This is a genomic window from Bacteroides cellulolyticus (assembly GCF_025567135.1).
In the GTDB taxonomy this organism is placed as follows: Bacteria; Bacteroidota; Bacteroidia; order Bacteroidales; family Bacteroidaceae; genus Phocaeicola; species Phocaeicola cellulolyticus.
Genome location: NZ_JAOQJJ010000005.1, coordinates 132,794 through 151,349 on the forward strand (window position 1 = coordinate 132,794; position 18,556 = coordinate 151,349).

Genomic DNA, 18,556 nt, shown 5'->3' on the forward strand with positions numbered 1-18,556 from the left:
ATCAATAACCATGAAAAAACTTTTGCTGCCTATATTTCTATTATGCATAGCATTTGCAGCATATGCAAGTAATTATGCGGACTATGTAAATCCATTGGTAGGAACCCAGTCGTCTTTCGAATTGTCAACAGGTAATACTTATCCGGCTATAGCCAGACCTTGGGGTATGAATTTCTGGACACCTCAGACAGGAAAAATGGGTGACGGATGGCAATATACCTATAATGCGTATAAAATCAAGGGCTTTAAACAGACACATCAGCCAAGTCCTTGGATAAATGACTATGGACAATTCTCTATAATGCCGGTTGTAGGCAAACCTGAGTTTGATGAGGAAAAACGTTCCAGCTGGTTCTCTCATAAGGGTGAAGTGGCTAAAGCTTATTATTATAAAGTGTATTTGGCGGAACATGATGTAGTGACGGAGTTGACTCCTACTGAGAGAGCTGCAATGTTCAGATTTACATACCCAGAGAATGAAAAATCATACATCGTGGTTGATGCATTCCATAAAGGCGAATTTAAGGAATGCCCATATATAAAAGTTGATGCCGATAAGAACAGGATTATAGGATACACTACAAGAAACAGCGGTGGAGTGCCTGATAATTTCAAGAACTATTTTGTTATAGAGTTCGACAAACCTTTTACCTATACTGCTACAGTGGCAGATGGAAAGCTGGACGAAAAGGCTAAAGAACAACATGCTGACCATGTGTATGCCGTTATTGGATTCAGTACTAAAAAAGGCGAAAAAGTTCATGCCCGTGTGGCTTCATCGTTTATAAGCCACGAACAGGCAGAAATAAATCTGAAGGAATTGGGTAATGACAGTTTCGATACTATCGTAGCCAAGGGAAAAGACGCATGGAATGATGTTCTAGGGAGGATAGAGGTAGAAGGTGGAAACCTTGACCAGTACAGGACTTTCTATTCATGCCTTTACAGATCATTGCTTTTCCCTAGAAAGTTCTATGAGATAGATAAAGACGGACAAGTGGTTCATTATAGTCCTTATAACGGTAAGGTTCTTGCAGGATATATGTACACAGATACTGGCTTTTGGGATACATTCAGATGTCTGTTCCCTTTGCTTAACATGATGTATCCGTCTGTCAATAAAGAAATTCAGGAAGGATTGATCAATACTTATAAGGAAAGCGGATTCTTCCCTGAATGGGCAAGTCCGGGACATAGAGGATGTATGATAGGAAACAACTCGGCTTCTGTATTGGTAGATGCATATATGAAAGGTGTGAAAGTGGAAGATCTGGAAACACTCTATAAAGGATTAATTCATGGTACAAATAATGTACATCCTGAAATCTCTTCTACAGGACGTCTGGGATATGAATATTACAACAAACTGGGATATGTACCTTACGATGTAAAAATAAATGAGAACGCTGCACGTACTTTGGAATATGCTTATAATGACTGGTGTATCTATAAACTGGCAAAAGAATTGAAACGTCCTAAGAAAGAGGTAAATCTTTATGCCAAACGTGCAATGAACTACAAAAACCTTTTTGATAAGGAGTCTTGCCTGATGAGAGGACGTAATGAGAATGGAGAATTCATGAAACCTTTCTCTCCGCTGAAATGGGGTGATGCCTTCACTGAAGGTAACAGCTGGCACTATTCATGGTCGGTATTCCACGATCCTCAAGGATTGATTGATCTGATGGGAGGCAAGGAACAGTTTGTTGTTATGCTTGACTCTGTCTTCTCTGTACCACCATTGTTCGACGAAAGCTATTACGGTCAGGTGATACACGAAATTCGTGAGATGACTGTAATGAATATGGGTAACTATGCACATGGAAACCAGCCGATACAACACATGATATACCTGTATAACTATGCAGGTCAGCCATGGAAGGCACAGTATTGGTTGAGGGAAGTGATGAACAGAATGTATTCTGCCACTCCTGACGGCTATTGTGGGGATGAAGATAACGGACAGACTTCTGCATGGTATGTGTTTACTGCACTTGGATTCTATCCTGTATGCCCTGGAACAGATGAGTACGTATTGGGAGCTCCATTGTTTAAGAAAGCAGTGCTGCATCTTGAAAACGGCAATGAAGTTGTTATCAATGCGAACGGAAATAACGATGATAATAAGTATATCCGGAATATGAAATGGAACGGCACTGATTATTCGAAGAACTATATTAATCATTCGGAACTTATGAAGGGCTGTACCATTGATATTCAGATGGATAGTAAACCTAATCTGAAACGTGGTATAGAATTGACAGATGCTCCATATTCATTCTCAAACGAAAAGAAATGATTGTTATGGATAATAGTAACACTAAACGTAGAAGTCCTATAACGTGGGTTCCGTCGGCGTATTTTGCTATGGGACTGCCTTTTGTAGTCCTGAATATGGTGACGGTACTCATGTTCAAGGGATTGGAAGTAGATGATAAGCTTATAACATTCTGGACATCATTGATACTTCTCCCGTGGACATTGAAACCTTTGTGGAGTCCTTTCCTGGAACTTTTCAAGACCAAGAAGTTTTTTGTAGTGGCAACCCAGCTGACAACGGGTATCGCATTCGGTCTTGTAGCCTTGTCGCTGAATCTGAGCAGCTTCTTTGCAATATCCATAGCATTGCTTGCTGTGATAGCTTTCAGTGGGGCTACACATGATATTGCGTGCGATGGCGTTTATATGAGCGAACTATCCAATTCAGAACAGGCTAAATATATAGGATGGCAGGGCGCGTTCTATAATATCGCTAAGATTGTGGCTACAGGAGGACTGGTCTATCTTGCCGGATATTTTATAGAGAGTTATTCGGAAGCAGGTTCGGTGCTTGAGGCAAACAAGAAATCATGGATGACAATCATGCTTATACTGTCTGCCGTTATGATATTGCTGGCCTTGTATCATATATTTGCATTGCCATCGACAAAGGTGGTAAAGAATGAAGGTAAGAGAAGCGGAAAAGAAATTTTATCCGAGTTGTATAATGTATTGTCGGATTTTTTCCGTAAGACTCATATAATATATTATATTTGTTTCATTATTCTATACCGATTTGCGGAAGGCTTTGTGATGAAGATTGTACCATTGTTCCTGAAAGCTGCCAGAGAAGCCGGAGGATTAGGACTGTCTGAAAAAGAGATAGGACTCTATTATGGTACATATGGTGCTGCAGCCTTTGTATTAGGGTCATTGCTTGCCGGATATTACATTTCTGCAAAAGGGTTGAAAAATACTTTATTCACTTTATGCTGTATATTTAACTTACCGTTTGTGGTATATGCCTTTCTGGCTTTCTTCCAACCGGAAAGCGGTTTGATAATATGCAGTGGAATAGTATTCGAGTATTTCGGATATGGCTTCGGTTTCGTTGGCCTGACCTTGTTTATGATGCAGCAGGTAGCTCCTGGCAAACACCAGATGGCACATTATGCTTTTGCCTCAGGAATAATGAATCTTGGAGTGATGATACCGGGAATGATGAGCGGATGGGTTTGTGAGACATTGGGTGAATGGTTCAACAGACCTGGAGGTTACGAACCATTCTTCATATTCGTTCTGATTGCCACTATACCGGCATTTTTGATAACTTACTTTATACCGTTCAAATATAATCAGGATGGTACACTTATTGAAGAACAGAGAGAGTAAACTTATTATATGACATTTAAATCTAGTAATTATGACAGAAAAATTTATTATGCCTTGGGAAGAACGCCCGGCAGGTTGCAACGATGTAATGTGGAGATATTCAAAGAATCCTGTTATCGGAAGATATCATATTCCGACTTCTAACAGTATATTCAATAGTGCTGTTGTTCCTTTTGGGGATGGATTTGCAGGAGTTTTCCGTTGTGATAACAAAGCTGTCCAGATGAATATTTTTGCAGGTTTCAGTAAGGATGGTATAAACTGGGAAATTAATCATGAACCTATTAAGTTCAAGGCGGGAAATACTGATATGATAGAGTCGGAATACAAGTACGACCCTCGTGTCACTTGGATTGAAGACCGCTACTGGATTACATGGTGTAACGGTTATCACGGACCAACTATCGGCATAGCCTATACTTTCGATTTCAAGGAATTCTTCCAGTGTGAGAATGCTTTCCTTCCGTTCAACAGAAACGGTGTGCTGTTCCCACAGAAGATTAACGGCAAGTATGCCATGCTGAGTCGTCCTAGTGATAATGGACATACTCCATTTGGTGATATATATATCAGCTACAGTCCTGATATGAAATACTGGGGAGAACACAGATGTGTGATGAAAGTGACTCCTTTCCCTGAAAGTGCATGGCAGTGCACAAAGATAGGTGCAGGTTCTGTTCCGTTCCTTACAGATGAAGGCTGGCTTATGTTCTATCACGGAGTTATTACTACGTGCAACGGTTTCAGATATTCAATGGGGGCTGTGATACTCGACAAGGATAATCCGGAAAAGGTATTGTATCGTACTCGCCCTTATCTGCTCGCTCCTGCCGCTCCTTATGAACTCCAGGGAGATGTGCCTAACGTAGTGTTCCCATGTGCCGCACTCCAGGATGGCGAAAGGGTAGCCGTTTATTACGGTGCTGCCGATACAGTGGTAGGTATGGCATTCGGGTATATCTCAGAGATAATAGATTTTGTAAAAAACAATTCTATAGTATAAGGAAATACTGACTTGTACTGTAGTAGTTATATATAATTATGAAAAAACTACTATTATACACCTTATTCTTTTTCTCTGCCGGAACTGCAATGTCGCAGCAGCCGGCAGATTATGTTGATCCGTTTATAGGTACTACCAATTTCGGAACATGTAATCCCGGTGCCGTTTGTCCAAATGGGATGATGTCCGTAGTTCCGTTTAATGTTATGGGTTCCGCCGATAATGTGTATGACAAGGATGCGCGTTGGTGGTCAACTCCGTATGATTATACGAACAGTTACTTTACCGGATTTTCTCATGTAAACCTCAGTGGAGTGGGATGTCCGGAGTTGGGATCTTTGCTTTTGATGCCTACAACCGGCGAACTGGATGTCGATTATAAGAACTACGGCAGTAAATATGAAAAGGAAACGGCCAATCCGGGATATTACAGCATCTATCTGAAAAAGTACAATATACTGGCAGAGGCGACTGTTACCATGAGAAGCGGACTGACACGTTTCACTTTTCCTGAAGGAAAAAGCAATATACTGCTTAATCTGGGCGAAGGTCTGACCAATGAGACAGGTGCTTTCGTAAGAAAAGTCAGTGAAACCGAGATTGAGGGAATGAAGCTTCTTGGTACTTTCTGCTATAATCCACAGGCTGTCTTTCCGATATATTTCGTGATGAGAGTCAGCAAGACTCCTGCCGAGTCCGGATATTGGAAAAAACAGAGAAAAATGTATGGCGTTGAGGCAGAATGGGACAAAGACAACGGGAAATACAAGATTTACGATAAATATGGAAAAGACATTGCAGGCGACGATATAGGAGTGTGGTACACATTCAATACCTCCGAAGGTGAAGAAATAGAAGTATCCATAGGCGTTTCGTTTGTAAGTATTGCAAATGCCAGAGAAAATCTTGATAAGGAACAAGCCGGAAGACATTTTGCTGAAATACATCAGGAAGCCAGAAACAGATGGAATGACGACCTGGGCAGAATAATGGTGGAAGGAGGAACAAAAGAACAGAAGACAGTGTTCTATACAGCCCTTTATCATACACTTATTCATCCGAACATCCTGCAGGACGTAAACGGACAGTATCCATCAATGGAAGGTGATGAGATACTTTCTACTAAGGGCGACAGATATACGGTATTCTCTTTATGGGATACTTACAGAAATCTACATCAGCTGATGACACTCGTTTATCCTGAACGCCAGATTGAGATGGTGAAAACTATGCTGGATATGTACAGAGAACATGGCTGGCTTCCAAAATGGGAACTTTATGGAAGGGAAACGCTCACTATGGAGGGCGACCCTAGTTTGCCGGTCATAGTCGATACATGGATGAAAGGACTCAGAGATTTCGACATCAATCTGGCATACGAGGCAATGTATAAGTCAGCCACCATGCCGGGAAAAGATAATCTGATGCGTCCTGATAATGACGATTATATCTCAAAAGGTTATGTTCCGTTGATGGAACAGTTTGATAATTCCGTGTCTCATGCACTGGAATATTACATTGCTGATTATGCTTTGTCAACTCTAGCTAAAGAACTGGGAAAGAATGATGACGCAAAGATGTTCTATAAGCGTTCTATGGGATATAAGAATTACTACTGCAAGGAGTTCGGCACCTTACGTCCTATCTTGCCAAACGGAGAGTTCTACAGCCCTTTCGATCCTAAACAGGGCGAAAACTTCGAGCCTAGTCCTGGATTCCACGAAGGAAACGCATGGAACTATACATACTATGTGCCTCACGACGTAAAAGGACTGGCAAAACTTATGGGAGGAAAGAAAAAGTTTGTAGATAAGCTACAGATGATATTCGACAAGGGGTATTACGACCCTGCCAACGAGCCGGACATAGCCTATCCTTATCTTTTCAGTTACTTTAAAGGTGAAGAATGGAGAACGCAGAAGACTGTCAAAATGTTGCTTGAAAAATATTTCAAACCAACTCCCGACGGTATTCCTGGAAATGATGACGCAGGAACAATGTCGGCATGGGCGATATTCAGTATGATGGGATTCTATCCTGATTGTCCTGGAGTGCCGGAATATACTCTGACTGCTCCTACTTTCGACAAGATAACCATAACTCTGAATCCAAAGTTCTATAAACAGAAACAGCTTGTAATAGAGGTCGTGGATGATGAAAAGAATACCGACGGGTATATAAAACGTATCGAAATGGGAAAATCATCATGCGGATATAGAGTGAAGCATAATTCGCTGGTAGAATCTGGAACTTTAAGGTTCTACAAGTAATACGAACTAAACTTTATTGGACAGTATTTTCAGGAAAAATACTCATAAGGAGGAGGGCATGTCGCAGCAGATATGCCCTCTTCTCGTATCCTGTCTAATTATCAGTTTACTCTTCCTTAGTTTCGAAACTCTCCGGCGTCGGAATATACAGAGGATGGTTCTCGAAACCTACATTGACCAGTTTCCCGCTTTCGGTCAGACGCTTGATCTGCCGCATGGCCATATATCTCGTCGTCGAGCAGATGTCTTGCAGCTTTGGGCGAGTGATAGCTTTATTTGTGCTGAAATAATTTGTCAGTATTCTATCGACTTTCTCGTCTGTGATAGCGTCTGAATGTATTGCCGTAACCTTTTCCATTCCGTTCTTTGCAGCCAATTCCTTTACCCTTTCCGTAAATTCCTTTTCCGGATTGATATTGACAGATTTCACCTCAATAGCCTTTCCTGTCTCTTTACCTGTACACGTCCCGTTGGCGGATTTAAGACTGATATTGAAACTGCATAGCCCTTCCAGTTTCACAATGTTTCCTTTTGCCAGCTGATTGGCTATCTCTTCCTGAAAAGCGAAGATTACAGCATTAATGTCCGCCGGTGTAAGAGTGCAGGCATTGTGTATCAATTCTACAATCCTCTTAGTGCTGATGGTTTGCTGTTCGCAGACTCTTATGTGGTATTCCGATTTGCTGTTTTCACTATTTACGTTCGGATTAGTGTAGAAATCATATTTTATTCTTCCCATATAGTATTTGTTTTATGTTTAAATGTTTTGGTGCTGACTGTAGTCGACAGCACTGCTCACTGTAGTCGGCAGAGGTGTCCACTATAGTCGGCAGCATTGCCCACTGTAGTCGGCACCAAACGATGTCAGGCTTCTTCTCTATTAGCTTTCTGAACACAAAAGTACGTAATTGGTTTTTTATAATGTCCGCTTTTATCAGTCTATTTTGATATTCCTTCATCGTTTTAGTGAAAACTCGGATTGTTTTATTACCTTTGCACAGTCCCGCGCCGCCGGACGCTTTATCATGGAGCGTAGGAAGGGAGGGACAAGACATATTGAAAGGCGTTTACTACGCTTTGGTTTTGACGTTCTGAAATCCTGGAAAAATTTCAAATATCCTGTCAGAAACAAGGCAGCGTGAATGCCCCGTGGGTGTGCTATATACATACCTGAACTATGCCGTACAGCCAATGGTGTATCCATATGCCATTAGCTGAATAGCGGTATATAGGTGTGTTATACATATCGGCGTGGGGCTTCGGCGTTGCTCGTTTCGACAGGATGGGCAATTTCCAGGAGCCTCAGAACGTGGAGCGAGCGACAATGCAGGGCTTCACGCTTTTTTTATGTCTTTGCGCGAAGGGTATTAATGAAAAACATGGGTTGCCGGAGTCCTGAACCCTGAAACTTTGACAGACGTAGTGAGTACAAAGTTTTTCAACAACGGACAGGGCAATACGCTTTTCGAAAAACTCAAAGGTATAGCCTCGGAGATGACGGCATTCGACAGGTTTCTTGCCGTGGCAGGCTTTTTCCGCTCATCCGGTTATTTCAGGCTCCGGAAAGAGCTGGGCGACATATCGGAAATAAAAATCCTCGTAGGAATAAACATAGACGACATATTTCGCAGTCACAACAAGGCTTTGCTTATGCTTGCCGATGAAAACAAGGCTAAGGAAGTATATCAGACAGGTTTTAAGGAGGATATTGTCAGTGCGTCGTATTCTCCTGAAGTGGAGGAAGGCATACTCCGGATGTGCGACGACCTGCTGTGCGGAAGATTACAGATGCGAATACATGCCACAAAGAACCTTCATGCCAAGTTCTACCTTTGTCTGCCGGAGAAACACAGCCCTAACAGCGACGGATGGGTGATAATGGGTTCATCCAATATTTCAGAGTCAGGCATGGGCATATCCTCGGCGCCACGTTACGAACTGAATGTAGCAATGAAGGATTACGACGATGTAAGCTATTGTTACGATGAATTCTGTAAGTTGTGGGAAGAAGCCGTACCGCTGACTGCCGATGATATAGAGTCTTATAAGAAACATACATACCTTGGCTGTCAGCCTACACCATACGAACTTTATATAAAGGTACTGATTGATACATTCGGCGACCAGGTGGAAGACGATTTCTCCCTGCAGCTTCCCGACGGTGTGAAAGAACTGAAGTATCAGAAAGATGCCGTAATACAAGGCTTCCAGATGTTGATGAAGCATAACGGGCTGTTCCTTGCCGATGTCGTAGGTTTGGGAAAGACCATGATTGCCACAATGATAGCAAAACGTTTTGTCGAGGCAAACGGCAGGAACACCAATATACTTGTGGTCTATCCTCCGGCGTTGGAAGACAACTGGAAGAATACGTTCAGGCTTTTCGGGATATACAGGAAGGCGCAGTTCATCACAAATGGCAGTCTTTCAAAAATCCTTGAAGGACGCGACCAGTATAAAGACAAAGAAGAGTTTGACCTCATCATTGTAGATGAGGCTCACGGATTCCGTAGCGATACCTCCGGCAAATACGACGAATTGCAAAAGATTTGCAAAGCACCTTGCGCTAATACCGGACTTCTGAAATCCATGCAGAAGAAAGTTATGCTTCTTTCTGCCACCCCTTTGAACAACCGTCCGAATGATTTGCAGAATCTTCTGCTTTTGTTCCAGAACAGCCGTCATTGTACCATCGACGGAATACCAAATCTCAAATCCTTCTTTTCGCCGCTCATTCAGGATTATAACAAACTGATGCGTGAGCGCGACCATAGAGATGTTACTACAGATGTAGATGGCATTTATGAAAAAATACGAAGCAATGTCATAGACAAGATTACTATACGCCGTACAAGAAACAATATTCTGAACGACCCGGACTATAGGGCAGACATACGTTCGCAAGGAATAGTATTTCCGGATATACTTCCTCCAAATGAACTGGAATACCGTATGAGTACGGCGACAAATAACCGCTTTTATGAAACATTAAAGCAACTGACCGACGGAAAATCGGAAAGAAATCCAGGCGGTACAGGTCTTGACTATGCCCGCTATCGCGCGGTGGAGTTTCTGAAACCTGAACACCGAAACAAATACCGTAATGCCGAGCATATAGGTCAGACCTTGGCAGGCATTTATCGTGTTCACATGGTGAAACGCCTCGAAAGCAGTTTCTATGCTTTCAGAAAATCGCTTCGCACACTTCTGCGTATCACTACAGATATGATAAAGATGTTCGGCGAGGATAAAGTCATCATCGCTCCCGACCTAAAGGTTAAAGACCTTCAGGCAAAGGATATGGAACTGGACCAGATTATCGAATATGCAGTGTCAAAAGGTTACGTGGTTGAGGATATAGTATTCCCTGCAAATGCCTTCAAGCCGGAATTCCTTCAGATGCTTTACCATGACGCACAGATACTGGAACGACTGAATGCGGACTGGGAAAACGAGACAGCCGACCCTAAATTCGACCTTTTCGCTGCAAAGCTGAAGAACGAGTTTATGAATAAGTCAATCAATCCGTCCGGCAAACTTGTATTGTTCTCCGAGAGTGTTGACACGCTGACATATCTCTACAGCCGTATAACAACGGAATTAGGCCGTAACGACGTTCTTATGGTAACGGCTGCCAACCGCAGTCGTCTGGGGCAGACCATTAAGGAAAACTTCGATGCCAACTATCCTGCGGATGCTGGCAAATATAATATCATACTGACTTCTGATGTACTTGCAGAAGGTGTAAACCTTCATCGCTCCAATGTCATAGTAAATTATGATTCCCCTTGGAATGCCACAAGACTTATGCAGCGCATAGGACGTGTAAACCGTATCGGTTCTTCCGCACCGCATATCTATAACTATATATTTTATCCTTCTCGTCAGGGAGATAAGGAAATACAGCTCTATAAGAATGCTCTTGTAAAATTGCAGGGTTTCCATTCCGCGTTCGGTGAAGATGCGCAGATTTATTCGCGAGAGGAAATTGTAAAGCAGTTCACACTGTTCGACAGCAACATAAAAGACAGTATAGACCGAAAGATAGCATTGTTGCGTGAGGTACGTGAAATCTATACCAATGACAGAAAACTGTATCACAAAATCAAGTCCTTGCCGATGAAAAGTCGTGTGATGCGAAACACCGGAAAGCACAGTGGCGAGTCGGTAATCTTCGTCTCTTCCGATGTAAAGACCGAATTCTATTTGGCTACAAAATCCGGAGTCAGGGTAATAGATTTCCTTGATGCAGTGAAATACCTGAAAGCGAAGCCAGAAGAACAGGTAGCACCATTCACGGACGATACGCTTCATTACCATCATGTAAACAAAGCTCTGCGGCAATATGCGCAAGAGTATATACAGGCTGCAGATACATCTACAGTCAACCGTCAGGACCTGGACCGTACATCCCTCGAAGCGATAAACTTCTTGCGTACCCTGAAACAGCAGCTCGCGGACAATGAACTCCGTACGAACTGTGATATCCTTACAGGCTATATCAACGAAGGAATCTATTCACAACTACCACGTTATCTGAAAACATTGGCACGCGAATATAGAAATGACCGTGCGGGCATTCGCAGGGATGAATACAAGTTACAGAATGAGATCAGCAGTCTGCTTGACCGGTATCGTACCAACGGAAGAGAACAGCAAAAAGATAACTGTGAAATCTCAGATCCGCAAATCATAATATCCGAAACATTCATTTAAAAATCATTATCATGGCAAGCACTTATACCAAAGATACATTGAGAGAGATGTTCCGTTCGGCATTCGACATGACCGGATGGTATTCTTTTGTCCGTTACTTTTTTCACGCTACCGAACTGAAACTTACTCCTGAAAGATTTTCCACTGCTCATTCCACAGAGGAAGGCTATTACATTGGCAGTATTGATACATCGGATTACTTCCGCATCGGACTGTTCTGCTACAGCATAAATCAAGGCTCTGTGGCCAACAGGCGTGTTGGACTCCGTAATCTGGTCAGATCATTCATAAATCCCCGTTGGGGAGCGTTTGATGCTGCTTTGGTGGTGTTCTACAGCCATGATCACTGGCGACTCTCATTTATATGTGACATCAAGGAAGAATCAACATCGCCCAAACGATACACCTACGTTTTCGGTAGCAGAGAACTACTGTATAGAACACCTATCGAACGTCTTCTTAATCTTCAGAAAAAAGGTATATCATTCGAAAATCTGAAGACCGCTTTCTCTGTTGAGGCTCTCTCCGATGAGTTCTTCGACCGTTATCGTGAGCAGTATGCCGATTTCATTCAGTATGTCACCGGCAAGCGTTTCGTAAAATCCGGCAGTAAATGGGTGGAAAAGGATATGGGAAATCCCAGTCCTGCTCTGATGCGTGCATTCGGCAATGATGAGAAGAAAATACGCGATTATATAAAGAAGATGATGGGGCGTATCACCTTCCTGCATTTCCTACAGCGCAAAGGATGGATGAATGGCGACCTCAACTATATGCAGAACCTCTTTGAACGTTCACGTTATAAGGATGATTATCTGGATTCCGTGCTTGAACCATTGTTTTTCGGCATACTGAATACTAAGCCTTCGGAGCGTGAAAGCCTTTTCGATTATTATAGTTGGGACAAGACTCTGCTGATGGAGTGGAAAGACATACCGTATCTGAATGGAGGACTTTTTGAACGTGATGAAGATGATGAGCCGGAGAGTGTGTTTCCTGCGGAATATTTCAGACGTCTGTTTCAGTTCTTCAGCGAATATAATTTTACCATCGACGAGAACGACCCTAACGATGCCGAAGTAGGTGTGGACCCGGAAATGCTCGGTAAGATATTCGAAAATCTTTTGGAAGACAATAAGGATAAAGGCGCATTCTATACTCCGAAAGAGATAGTGAGATATATGTGTCAGGAATCGCTGATAGCCTATCTTGAAACAAATACCAAAGTGGCAAAGGATAAGATACGTGCTTTTGTACTTTCGCCCGAAGAAGCCGTTTCGGATATCCCTGAAAGCAAGAAGTCCAAACTGCTGACAGCACTGGAGGAAGTAAAGATTTGCGATCCTGCCATTGGCTCCGGTGCTTTCCCTATGGGATTGCTAAACGCCTTGTTGCGCTGTCGTGAAGCATTGAGTGGAGATTGTTATGACCGTTCCGAATTGAAAAAGAGTATCATACAGAACAATATCTATGGTGTGGACATAGAGAAAGGAGCAGTCGATATAGCCCGTCTCCGTTTCTGGCTGTCAATAGTAGTGGATGAGGAAACACCGTCACCGCTCCCAAACTTAGACTATAAAATCATGCAGGGAAACTCTCTGATAGAAAGTTTCATGGGTATTGATTTGAGCAAACTGACTTATGAGAAGGAACATAAAAAGGACAAAGGTGAAATATCACTTTTCGACAATGAGAAAAACCGACTTCAGAAAACAGTTTCAAACCTCTTGAAAGTATATTATTCATGTTTCGACCATAACCGAAAAGTCAAGTTGCAACGTGAAATATCGGAAACTATAAACAGGCAGTTGGAAGTTTGTTTTGTGGATAGTGCAATCCTTGAAAAGCTGAAAGGTATAAACCTCGCAGAGAATAATCAGTTTTTCCTCTGGCATACTTGGTTTAGCGATGTGTTTAGCCGTGAGGATGGAAGGAGTGGATTTGATATTGTGATTGGGAATCCGCCGTATATTGGAGAGAAGGGTCATAAAGAGATTTTTCAGCCAGTAAAAAAAGATGTCCATATGGGAAAATATTATTTAGGTAAGATGGATTATTTTTACTTCTTCTTTCATCTTTCTTTTAATATGCTATCTACAAATGGTGTTGGCATTTTTATTACAACTAACTATTACATAACAGCTTTAGGAGCCAAAAAATTAAGAACAGATATTAAGGAGAGGATGAGTATAATGACTTTGTTTAATCTTGGTGAATTGCGTCTATTTGAGAATGCTCCTGGGCAACATAATATGATTAGTTTATTTTCAAAAGTTAATGATTATGGGAAATGTAATATAGTAGATGTTCATAAAAAAGGAACTTTAAATCCTTTAATGTTTGCACAAATAACCAATCATAAAGATAATGATACTATATATTCAGAAATATCACAAGCAGATATGTTTGATGGGGAGGAAAAATATATTAGATTACAGAATAATAGTACTGATATTTTTATTTCTTCTTTGTTGAATAAAATTAAATTGGATAATCTAACATTGGGGGAAATAGCAGAAGTTAATGCCGGAATAATGGGAGGTTGTGATAGTATTACTAATCATAATATAAAATATGCAAGTGTAAAGTATATACAGGATAATGATATTCAAAAAGGAGATGGAGTTTTTGTTTTGGATTCCAATTATTCTCGTGATAGAGATAAAATTCAAAGAGTAGAGGATTCTCTTTTCTTAAAAGCATTTTATAAAAATTCAGATATAAATCGTTATAGCACAAATGAAGAAACTACAAAGAAAATAATATTCTCTTCACTTCAAACTCAATTAAAAGAACAACAGATTATTAAATCATGCTTATCATTGTATAAGCCCATTTTGATTAAAATACGAGAAATTAATAATGAAAAGAAAGATTGTTGGTTTCAATTGAGACGTGGAACAGCACATCCTAATATCTTTTTAGGACCTAAGATAGTTTGTCCTCAAAGAAGTAAAAGTAATACTTTTGGATATAACGAATGTGATTGGTTCGCAAGTGCTGATGTATATTATATAACTAATCCCAATAAGGAATATCATATTAAATATATATTAGGACTCCTTAATTCTAAATTATATTATGTGTGGCTTTATTATAAAGGAAAACGTAAAGGAGAAACATTGGAATTATATCAGAAACCATTATCTGAAATTCCTATTAAGAAAGCTACAGTTGATATTCAGAATTCTATTGTGGAAATAATAGACATAATCATAGATTTAAAGAAAATTGATGCAAACCATGATATATCAAAATTGGAGAGTAAGATAGATGATATAGTGTATTCAATATATGGATTGACTGATGAAGAAATACAATATGTAGAGAAAAGTTTTTGATATTTAAAATATAAAAGTAAAAACTTCTCAATATAGTGTTAGGAAGTAGATATTAAATATAATCAACGAAACTTATTTTTGATATGGATAATAAAGTTGATATTTATAACTTTGTGTTCTTATAATAATATTTGTAAATATGACTGATCTTGTAAAATTCGCAAAAGCACTTAATACTTATATAACTTGCGACAAATGTTCAAATGAAGAAAGAGTCAATAAATATATTGAGTTTCAGAGTCAAATAGAAGGTTTGAATTGCTACGATTTTAGATTCTATTTCTATCGTGCTCATTATATGAATTGTAAAAATCAAATGGAAAAGGCCAAATGTTATATAGATAAAGCTATTCAACTTACGAAAGTAATAAATTATTCTATATTAAAAATAGATGGTAATGGGGAATATTTATATATCCCTGATTCTGATGGAACCAAATTGAATATTGTAACATTAGGTCCTATAAAAGAACAAATATCAAAAGTATATTCATGTGCTGGAGAGATATATGCAAAAATTGACAATGAGAACTCTTCTCTAAAATATTATCAGATAGCAAACTATTATAATTCTTTTTTTAAATCCGAATTTGATACACAAAAAAAAGTGACAGTTTTTTCTTTTAGAAGATTTAATGAGTATTCATTATCGGATTTAATAAATAATACAATAACAGTAAGTCCAACAACTAAAATGAATGATCCATTTGATAGTATCATAAATTTATGGGGGGATGAAAATATTCTTGCAGGTCAATGCAATGAAAAAAAACATATAAAACCGATGTGTAATTCATTTAATTCTTATCGAATTAGGTCTTTTTGTTTAGGATATGGAAATTCTCCAACTCAGAATATTTTAATGTGGTCTCATTATGCAGGAGAACATACTGGTTTTTGTGTTAAGTATAAATTATCTAACCATTTTATACGACAAGAGGAAAACGATAAGTATGAGCATATGTATTTAAAAAAAATCTCTTATACAAATAAAAAGATAAGTATATTAATACCATCTATTGATTCTAATTTAGCTTTTGCTACAAAGAAACGGGATTGGAAATACGAAAAAGAGGTTCGTCTTATTGTCTATAATCCTAATAAGACAGAAATGTTTTACGGAATACCTTTAGATGAAGAGTCTGAAATTGATTCTATTTTTTTGGGATATAGATGTACAAATAATGTTATTGACACCATTAAGAATATATTTATTCAGCGACGAACTAAATTACCCAATTTTTATAAAATGGTTTTAGATGAAAAAGACATTTACAATTTGAAATATGTTGAAATACAATAAACTTAAATATTGTTATACGTGGGAAAAGAGATGTTATTAAAAGTTGAAATTATTACCTTCGTACATGATCTAATCTTCCATGCTTTCCGTAGAACTGCGTACTCTGGAAGGTATTCGAGTTTTTATATGCAACTTTTATTAAAGTTGACTGATATAATTGATTATATAAAGTTATCGTTGAGTATTTTTGGACAAATCACATGGTTAAAAATTTCAAGGATATCATGTGGTAGTAAAAAGTTTTTTTACAATACCTCCAACTTTTCGTCAAACTCCCTGCATTCCCAATATCGTGTTTCAACGTTTGGAATACCGTTCATGATATCAGCTGACAACTGATTGCATAGCATATTAAGATTGGATGAAGAGCCAGCCAATGCTGTAAGGTTGGAATTAATATCGGACAGACCGTCTTCTTCAACAGAAATATCTGACAAGAGAATGAATATAATATGGCAATTATCGAGTGCCGAATTGTCTTTGCATATCTGTTTGCAGATAGATATGCTGTCTGTCAGTTTTAGAGGTAAGTTTGATTCGTATTTCTTGGCTTGCTTACGAATGGCCTTCTCAGTACCATTGTATGAAAGAACCAGATCCCAGCTTTTTAGTTCCACAAGGCATAGGTAATTGCCGGAAGGAGATTTTGTTAATGCATCGACTGAATTTCTGGATTCTATATTTAACACTTTGTCTGCTTCGGTCTTAACTGTATCGAAATCAATTACCGGAGTTTTTGAACTTTGCGATGTACACATATATGTTTTGCCTTTAGTGGGCGAACATGCACTGTGAAGGTTGCAAATAATAGTTTCGCAACCTTCTGTGTATCGTTTTATTTTGTCATATATTTCGGATGGTGTCATTTTAAGGTATTTCTTGCTGCATCAACATTCATTATTTCGCGAAGTGGCGCAGCCAGCAGTGTGAATACCTTATTCAGATCGTTGGTTACGTCATTGAAGGTGGAGAGACCGGTGTCGGTATTCTGTTCAGCCATATAATATGTCACTTCTTTTTCTATCCCTTTGGCGGCAGCAAAATATCTTAGTCCCTGAATGAAGTACGGACTGTGTGAACTGACAACTATAGGAATACCTTCGGATACTAATTCTACAATGAATTTACAGAAGTTTATTTGCCATTCAGGATGCAAATGTATTTCAGGTTCATCCAGCACAAGCATCTTTGAGGTGGAAATACTGTCGGTCTGCAAAAGGCGAAGAAGGACACCAAATGATTTTATGCCGGATGCCACGCTTACCGCAGGAATGGAAATACCGTTTCTACGGAAATGTAACTGCCTTGATTTCTTGTCAACGGTAAAATCTCCTTCTATCAGCTCTTTTATTTCATTTAATTGTTGCTGGTAGCCTGTTGACTGAAATAATCCTAATAAATCTTCTGTTGTACTCAGTATCTTTTCTGCCATATCACCCAAATGGTATGGGATATTGCCTTTCTGTAAGGAGCCGGACATTCCACGGAATGATTTTGTGGGGACGGAACTCGACATACGCAATGTGTCGAGAATATGCAGATATACCGGGGATTCCACGTATGTTATATCTTCTATTGAGGACTCTCCTGACAGCTTTATGTTTGAAATTTTTCCATCTTCAAAGTTGAAACTTATATCGCTACCATAGGTGTCGGTCGTATCGTCGTGAAAATTAATGCTTGAGTATTTGGTTCCGTATGAGTTTAACGGCTCCATGAATTCACTTCTCAATATAATATCTAATTCTCTCCTTATGGCTAATTCCGGATTATCTAATTCTGAAAGACTCTGCTGAGTCTGTGTTAGCTTTTTATTTATTATGGCTGCTTGTCTGCTTGTGAATGAATATTTTTTTGAAGCGTCTTTGATAGTTTCAGTCAATTTTTCTACAGAAATATTTTTCTCTATTAAATCAATGCTTATTGATTTAATGTCTTTTAGAACATCGTAATTGTTAAAGCGACCAAATAATCTTTTAATAGATAATAGATTGGAGTTTATAAACTGAAGTGTTTCAAGTTTATCAACCTGTTTTGCATTGTTTGTTGCTTTGAGAATAGAAAACAGAATCTTGCCGATAGAACTTTTACCTGAATCATTCTCACCGGTTATTACTGTAAGTCCGCCAAGCTCTATGTTGGCACTTTCGACTTTTAGAATATTCTGTAAACGAAGTTTCATCTTGTATCTTAATGAAGAGTTATTGCAAAAATAGAAAAAATAGTTTATAATGCAAAGGATTTGGTATAGTCAAGAGATCAAGCACTATTT

At 39.4% G+C, this 18,556-nt stretch carries 10 protein-coding genes; 7 read left to right on the forward strand and 3 right to left on the reverse strand.

All coding sequences use genetic code 11. The features are described from left to right. Nucleotides 1-10: 10 nt before the first annotated feature. From OCV82_RS07355 to OCV82_RS07370, 4 genes are read left to right on the forward strand one after another with little or no spacing between them, the layout of a single operon-like run. Nucleotides 11-2,299, forward strand: coding sequence for a GH92 family glycosyl hydrolase (locus tag OCV82_RS07355; protein ID WP_154043804.1), 2,289 nt, complete (start codon nt 11-13; stop codon nt 2,297-2,299). Between the two features lie 5 nt (nt 2,300-2,304). Continuing rightward, complete coding sequence (locus OCV82_RS07360; protein ID WP_154043805.1) at nt 2,305-3,651, forward strand: MFS transporter; 1,347 nt, start codon at nt 2,305-2,307, stop codon at nt 3,649-3,651. A 31-nt stretch (nt 3,652-3,682) separates the two neighbouring features. Further along, entirely contained in the window at nt 3,683-4,654 is a 972-nt protein-coding gene (locus OCV82_RS07365; protein ID WP_154043806.1) for a glycoside hydrolase family 130 protein, read from the forward strand. Nucleotides 4,655-4,692: 38 nt separating this feature from the next. Further along, nucleotides 4,693-6,924 carry a GH92 family glycosyl hydrolase gene (locus OCV82_RS07370; protein WP_154043807.1) on the forward strand — a complete coding sequence of 744 codons (2,232 nt, stop codon included), beginning with the start codon at nt 4,693-4,695 and terminating at the stop codon, nt 6,922-6,924. A 106-nt stretch (nt 6,925-7,030) separates the two neighbouring features. Here OCV82_RS07370 and OCV82_RS07375 read toward each other — a convergent pair whose 3' ends face one another. After that, entirely contained in the window at nt 7,031-7,663 is a 633-nt protein-coding gene (locus OCV82_RS07375) for an HU family DNA-binding protein (RefSeq protein WP_154043808.1), read from the reverse strand. Between the two features lie 683 nt (nt 7,664-8,346). Between OCV82_RS07375 and OCV82_RS07380 the strand changes: the two genes are divergently transcribed. The 3 genes from OCV82_RS07380 (at nt 8,347) to OCV82_RS07390 (ending at nt 16,284) form a co-directional block, all read left to right on the forward strand. Beyond that, nucleotides 8,347-11,640, forward strand: coding sequence for a helicase-related protein (locus tag OCV82_RS07380; RefSeq protein WP_154043809.1), 3,294 nt, complete (start codon nt 8,347-8,349; stop codon nt 11,638-11,640). Nucleotides 11,641-11,651: 11 nt separating this feature from the next. After that, entirely contained in the window at nt 11,652-14,981 is a 3,330-nt protein-coding gene (locus OCV82_RS07385; RefSeq protein ID WP_154043810.1) for an Eco57I restriction-modification methylase domain-containing protein, read from the forward strand. A gap of 139 nt (nt 14,982-15,120) precedes the next feature. Further along, complete coding sequence (locus OCV82_RS07390; RefSeq protein WP_154043811.1) at nt 15,121-16,284, forward strand: DUF2971 domain-containing protein; 1,164 nt, start codon at nt 15,121-15,123, stop codon at nt 16,282-16,284. A gap of 245 nt (nt 16,285-16,529) precedes the next feature. Here OCV82_RS07390 and OCV82_RS07395 read toward each other — a convergent pair whose 3' ends face one another. Both OCV82_RS07395 and OCV82_RS07400 read right to left on the reverse strand, forming a co-directional pair. Beyond that, nucleotides 16,530-17,042, reverse strand: coding sequence for a hypothetical protein (locus tag OCV82_RS07395; RefSeq protein ID WP_154043812.1), 513 nt, complete (start codon nt 17,040-17,042; stop codon nt 16,530-16,532). Nucleotides 17,043-17,146: 104 nt separating this feature from the next. Next, nucleotides 17,147-18,466: an AAA family ATPase gene (locus tag OCV82_RS07400; protein WP_154043813.1), complete on the reverse strand. Its 1,320-nt coding sequence runs from the start codon at nt 18,464-18,466 to the stop codon at nt 17,147-17,149. Nucleotides 18,467-18,556 lie beyond the last annotated feature (90 nt).

Coding starts and splice junctions, on each gene's coding strand:
- OCV82_RS07355 (WP_154043804.1), top strand. CDS start 11: ATGAAAAAACTTTTGCTGCCTATATTTCTATTATGCATAGCATTTGCA.
- OCV82_RS07360 (WP_154043805.1), top strand. CDS start 2,305: ATGGATAATAGTAACACTAAACGTAGAAGTCCTATAACGTGGGTTCCG.
- OCV82_RS07365 (WP_154043806.1), top strand. CDS start 3,683: ATGACAGAAAAATTTATTATGCCTTGGGAAGAACGCCCGGCAGGTTGC.
- OCV82_RS07370 (WP_154043807.1), top strand. CDS start 4,693: ATGAAAAAACTACTATTATACACCTTATTCTTTTTCTCTGCCGGAACT.
- OCV82_RS07375 (WP_154043808.1), bottom strand. CDS start 7,663: ATGGGAAGAATAAAATATGATTTCTACACTAATCCGAACGTAAATAGT.
- OCV82_RS07385 (WP_154043810.1), top strand. CDS start 11,652: ATGGCAAGCACTTATACCAAAGATACATTGAGAGAGATGTTCCGTTCG.
- OCV82_RS07390 (WP_154043811.1), top strand. CDS start 15,121: ATGACTGATCTTGTAAAATTCGCAAAAGCACTTAATACTTATATAACT.
- OCV82_RS07395 (WP_154043812.1), bottom strand. CDS start 17,042: ATGTGTACATCGCAAAGTTCAAAAACTCCGGTAATTGATTTCGATACA.
- OCV82_RS07400 (WP_154043813.1), bottom strand. CDS start 18,466: ATGAAACTTCGTTTACAGAATATTCTAAAAGTCGAAAGTGCCAACATA.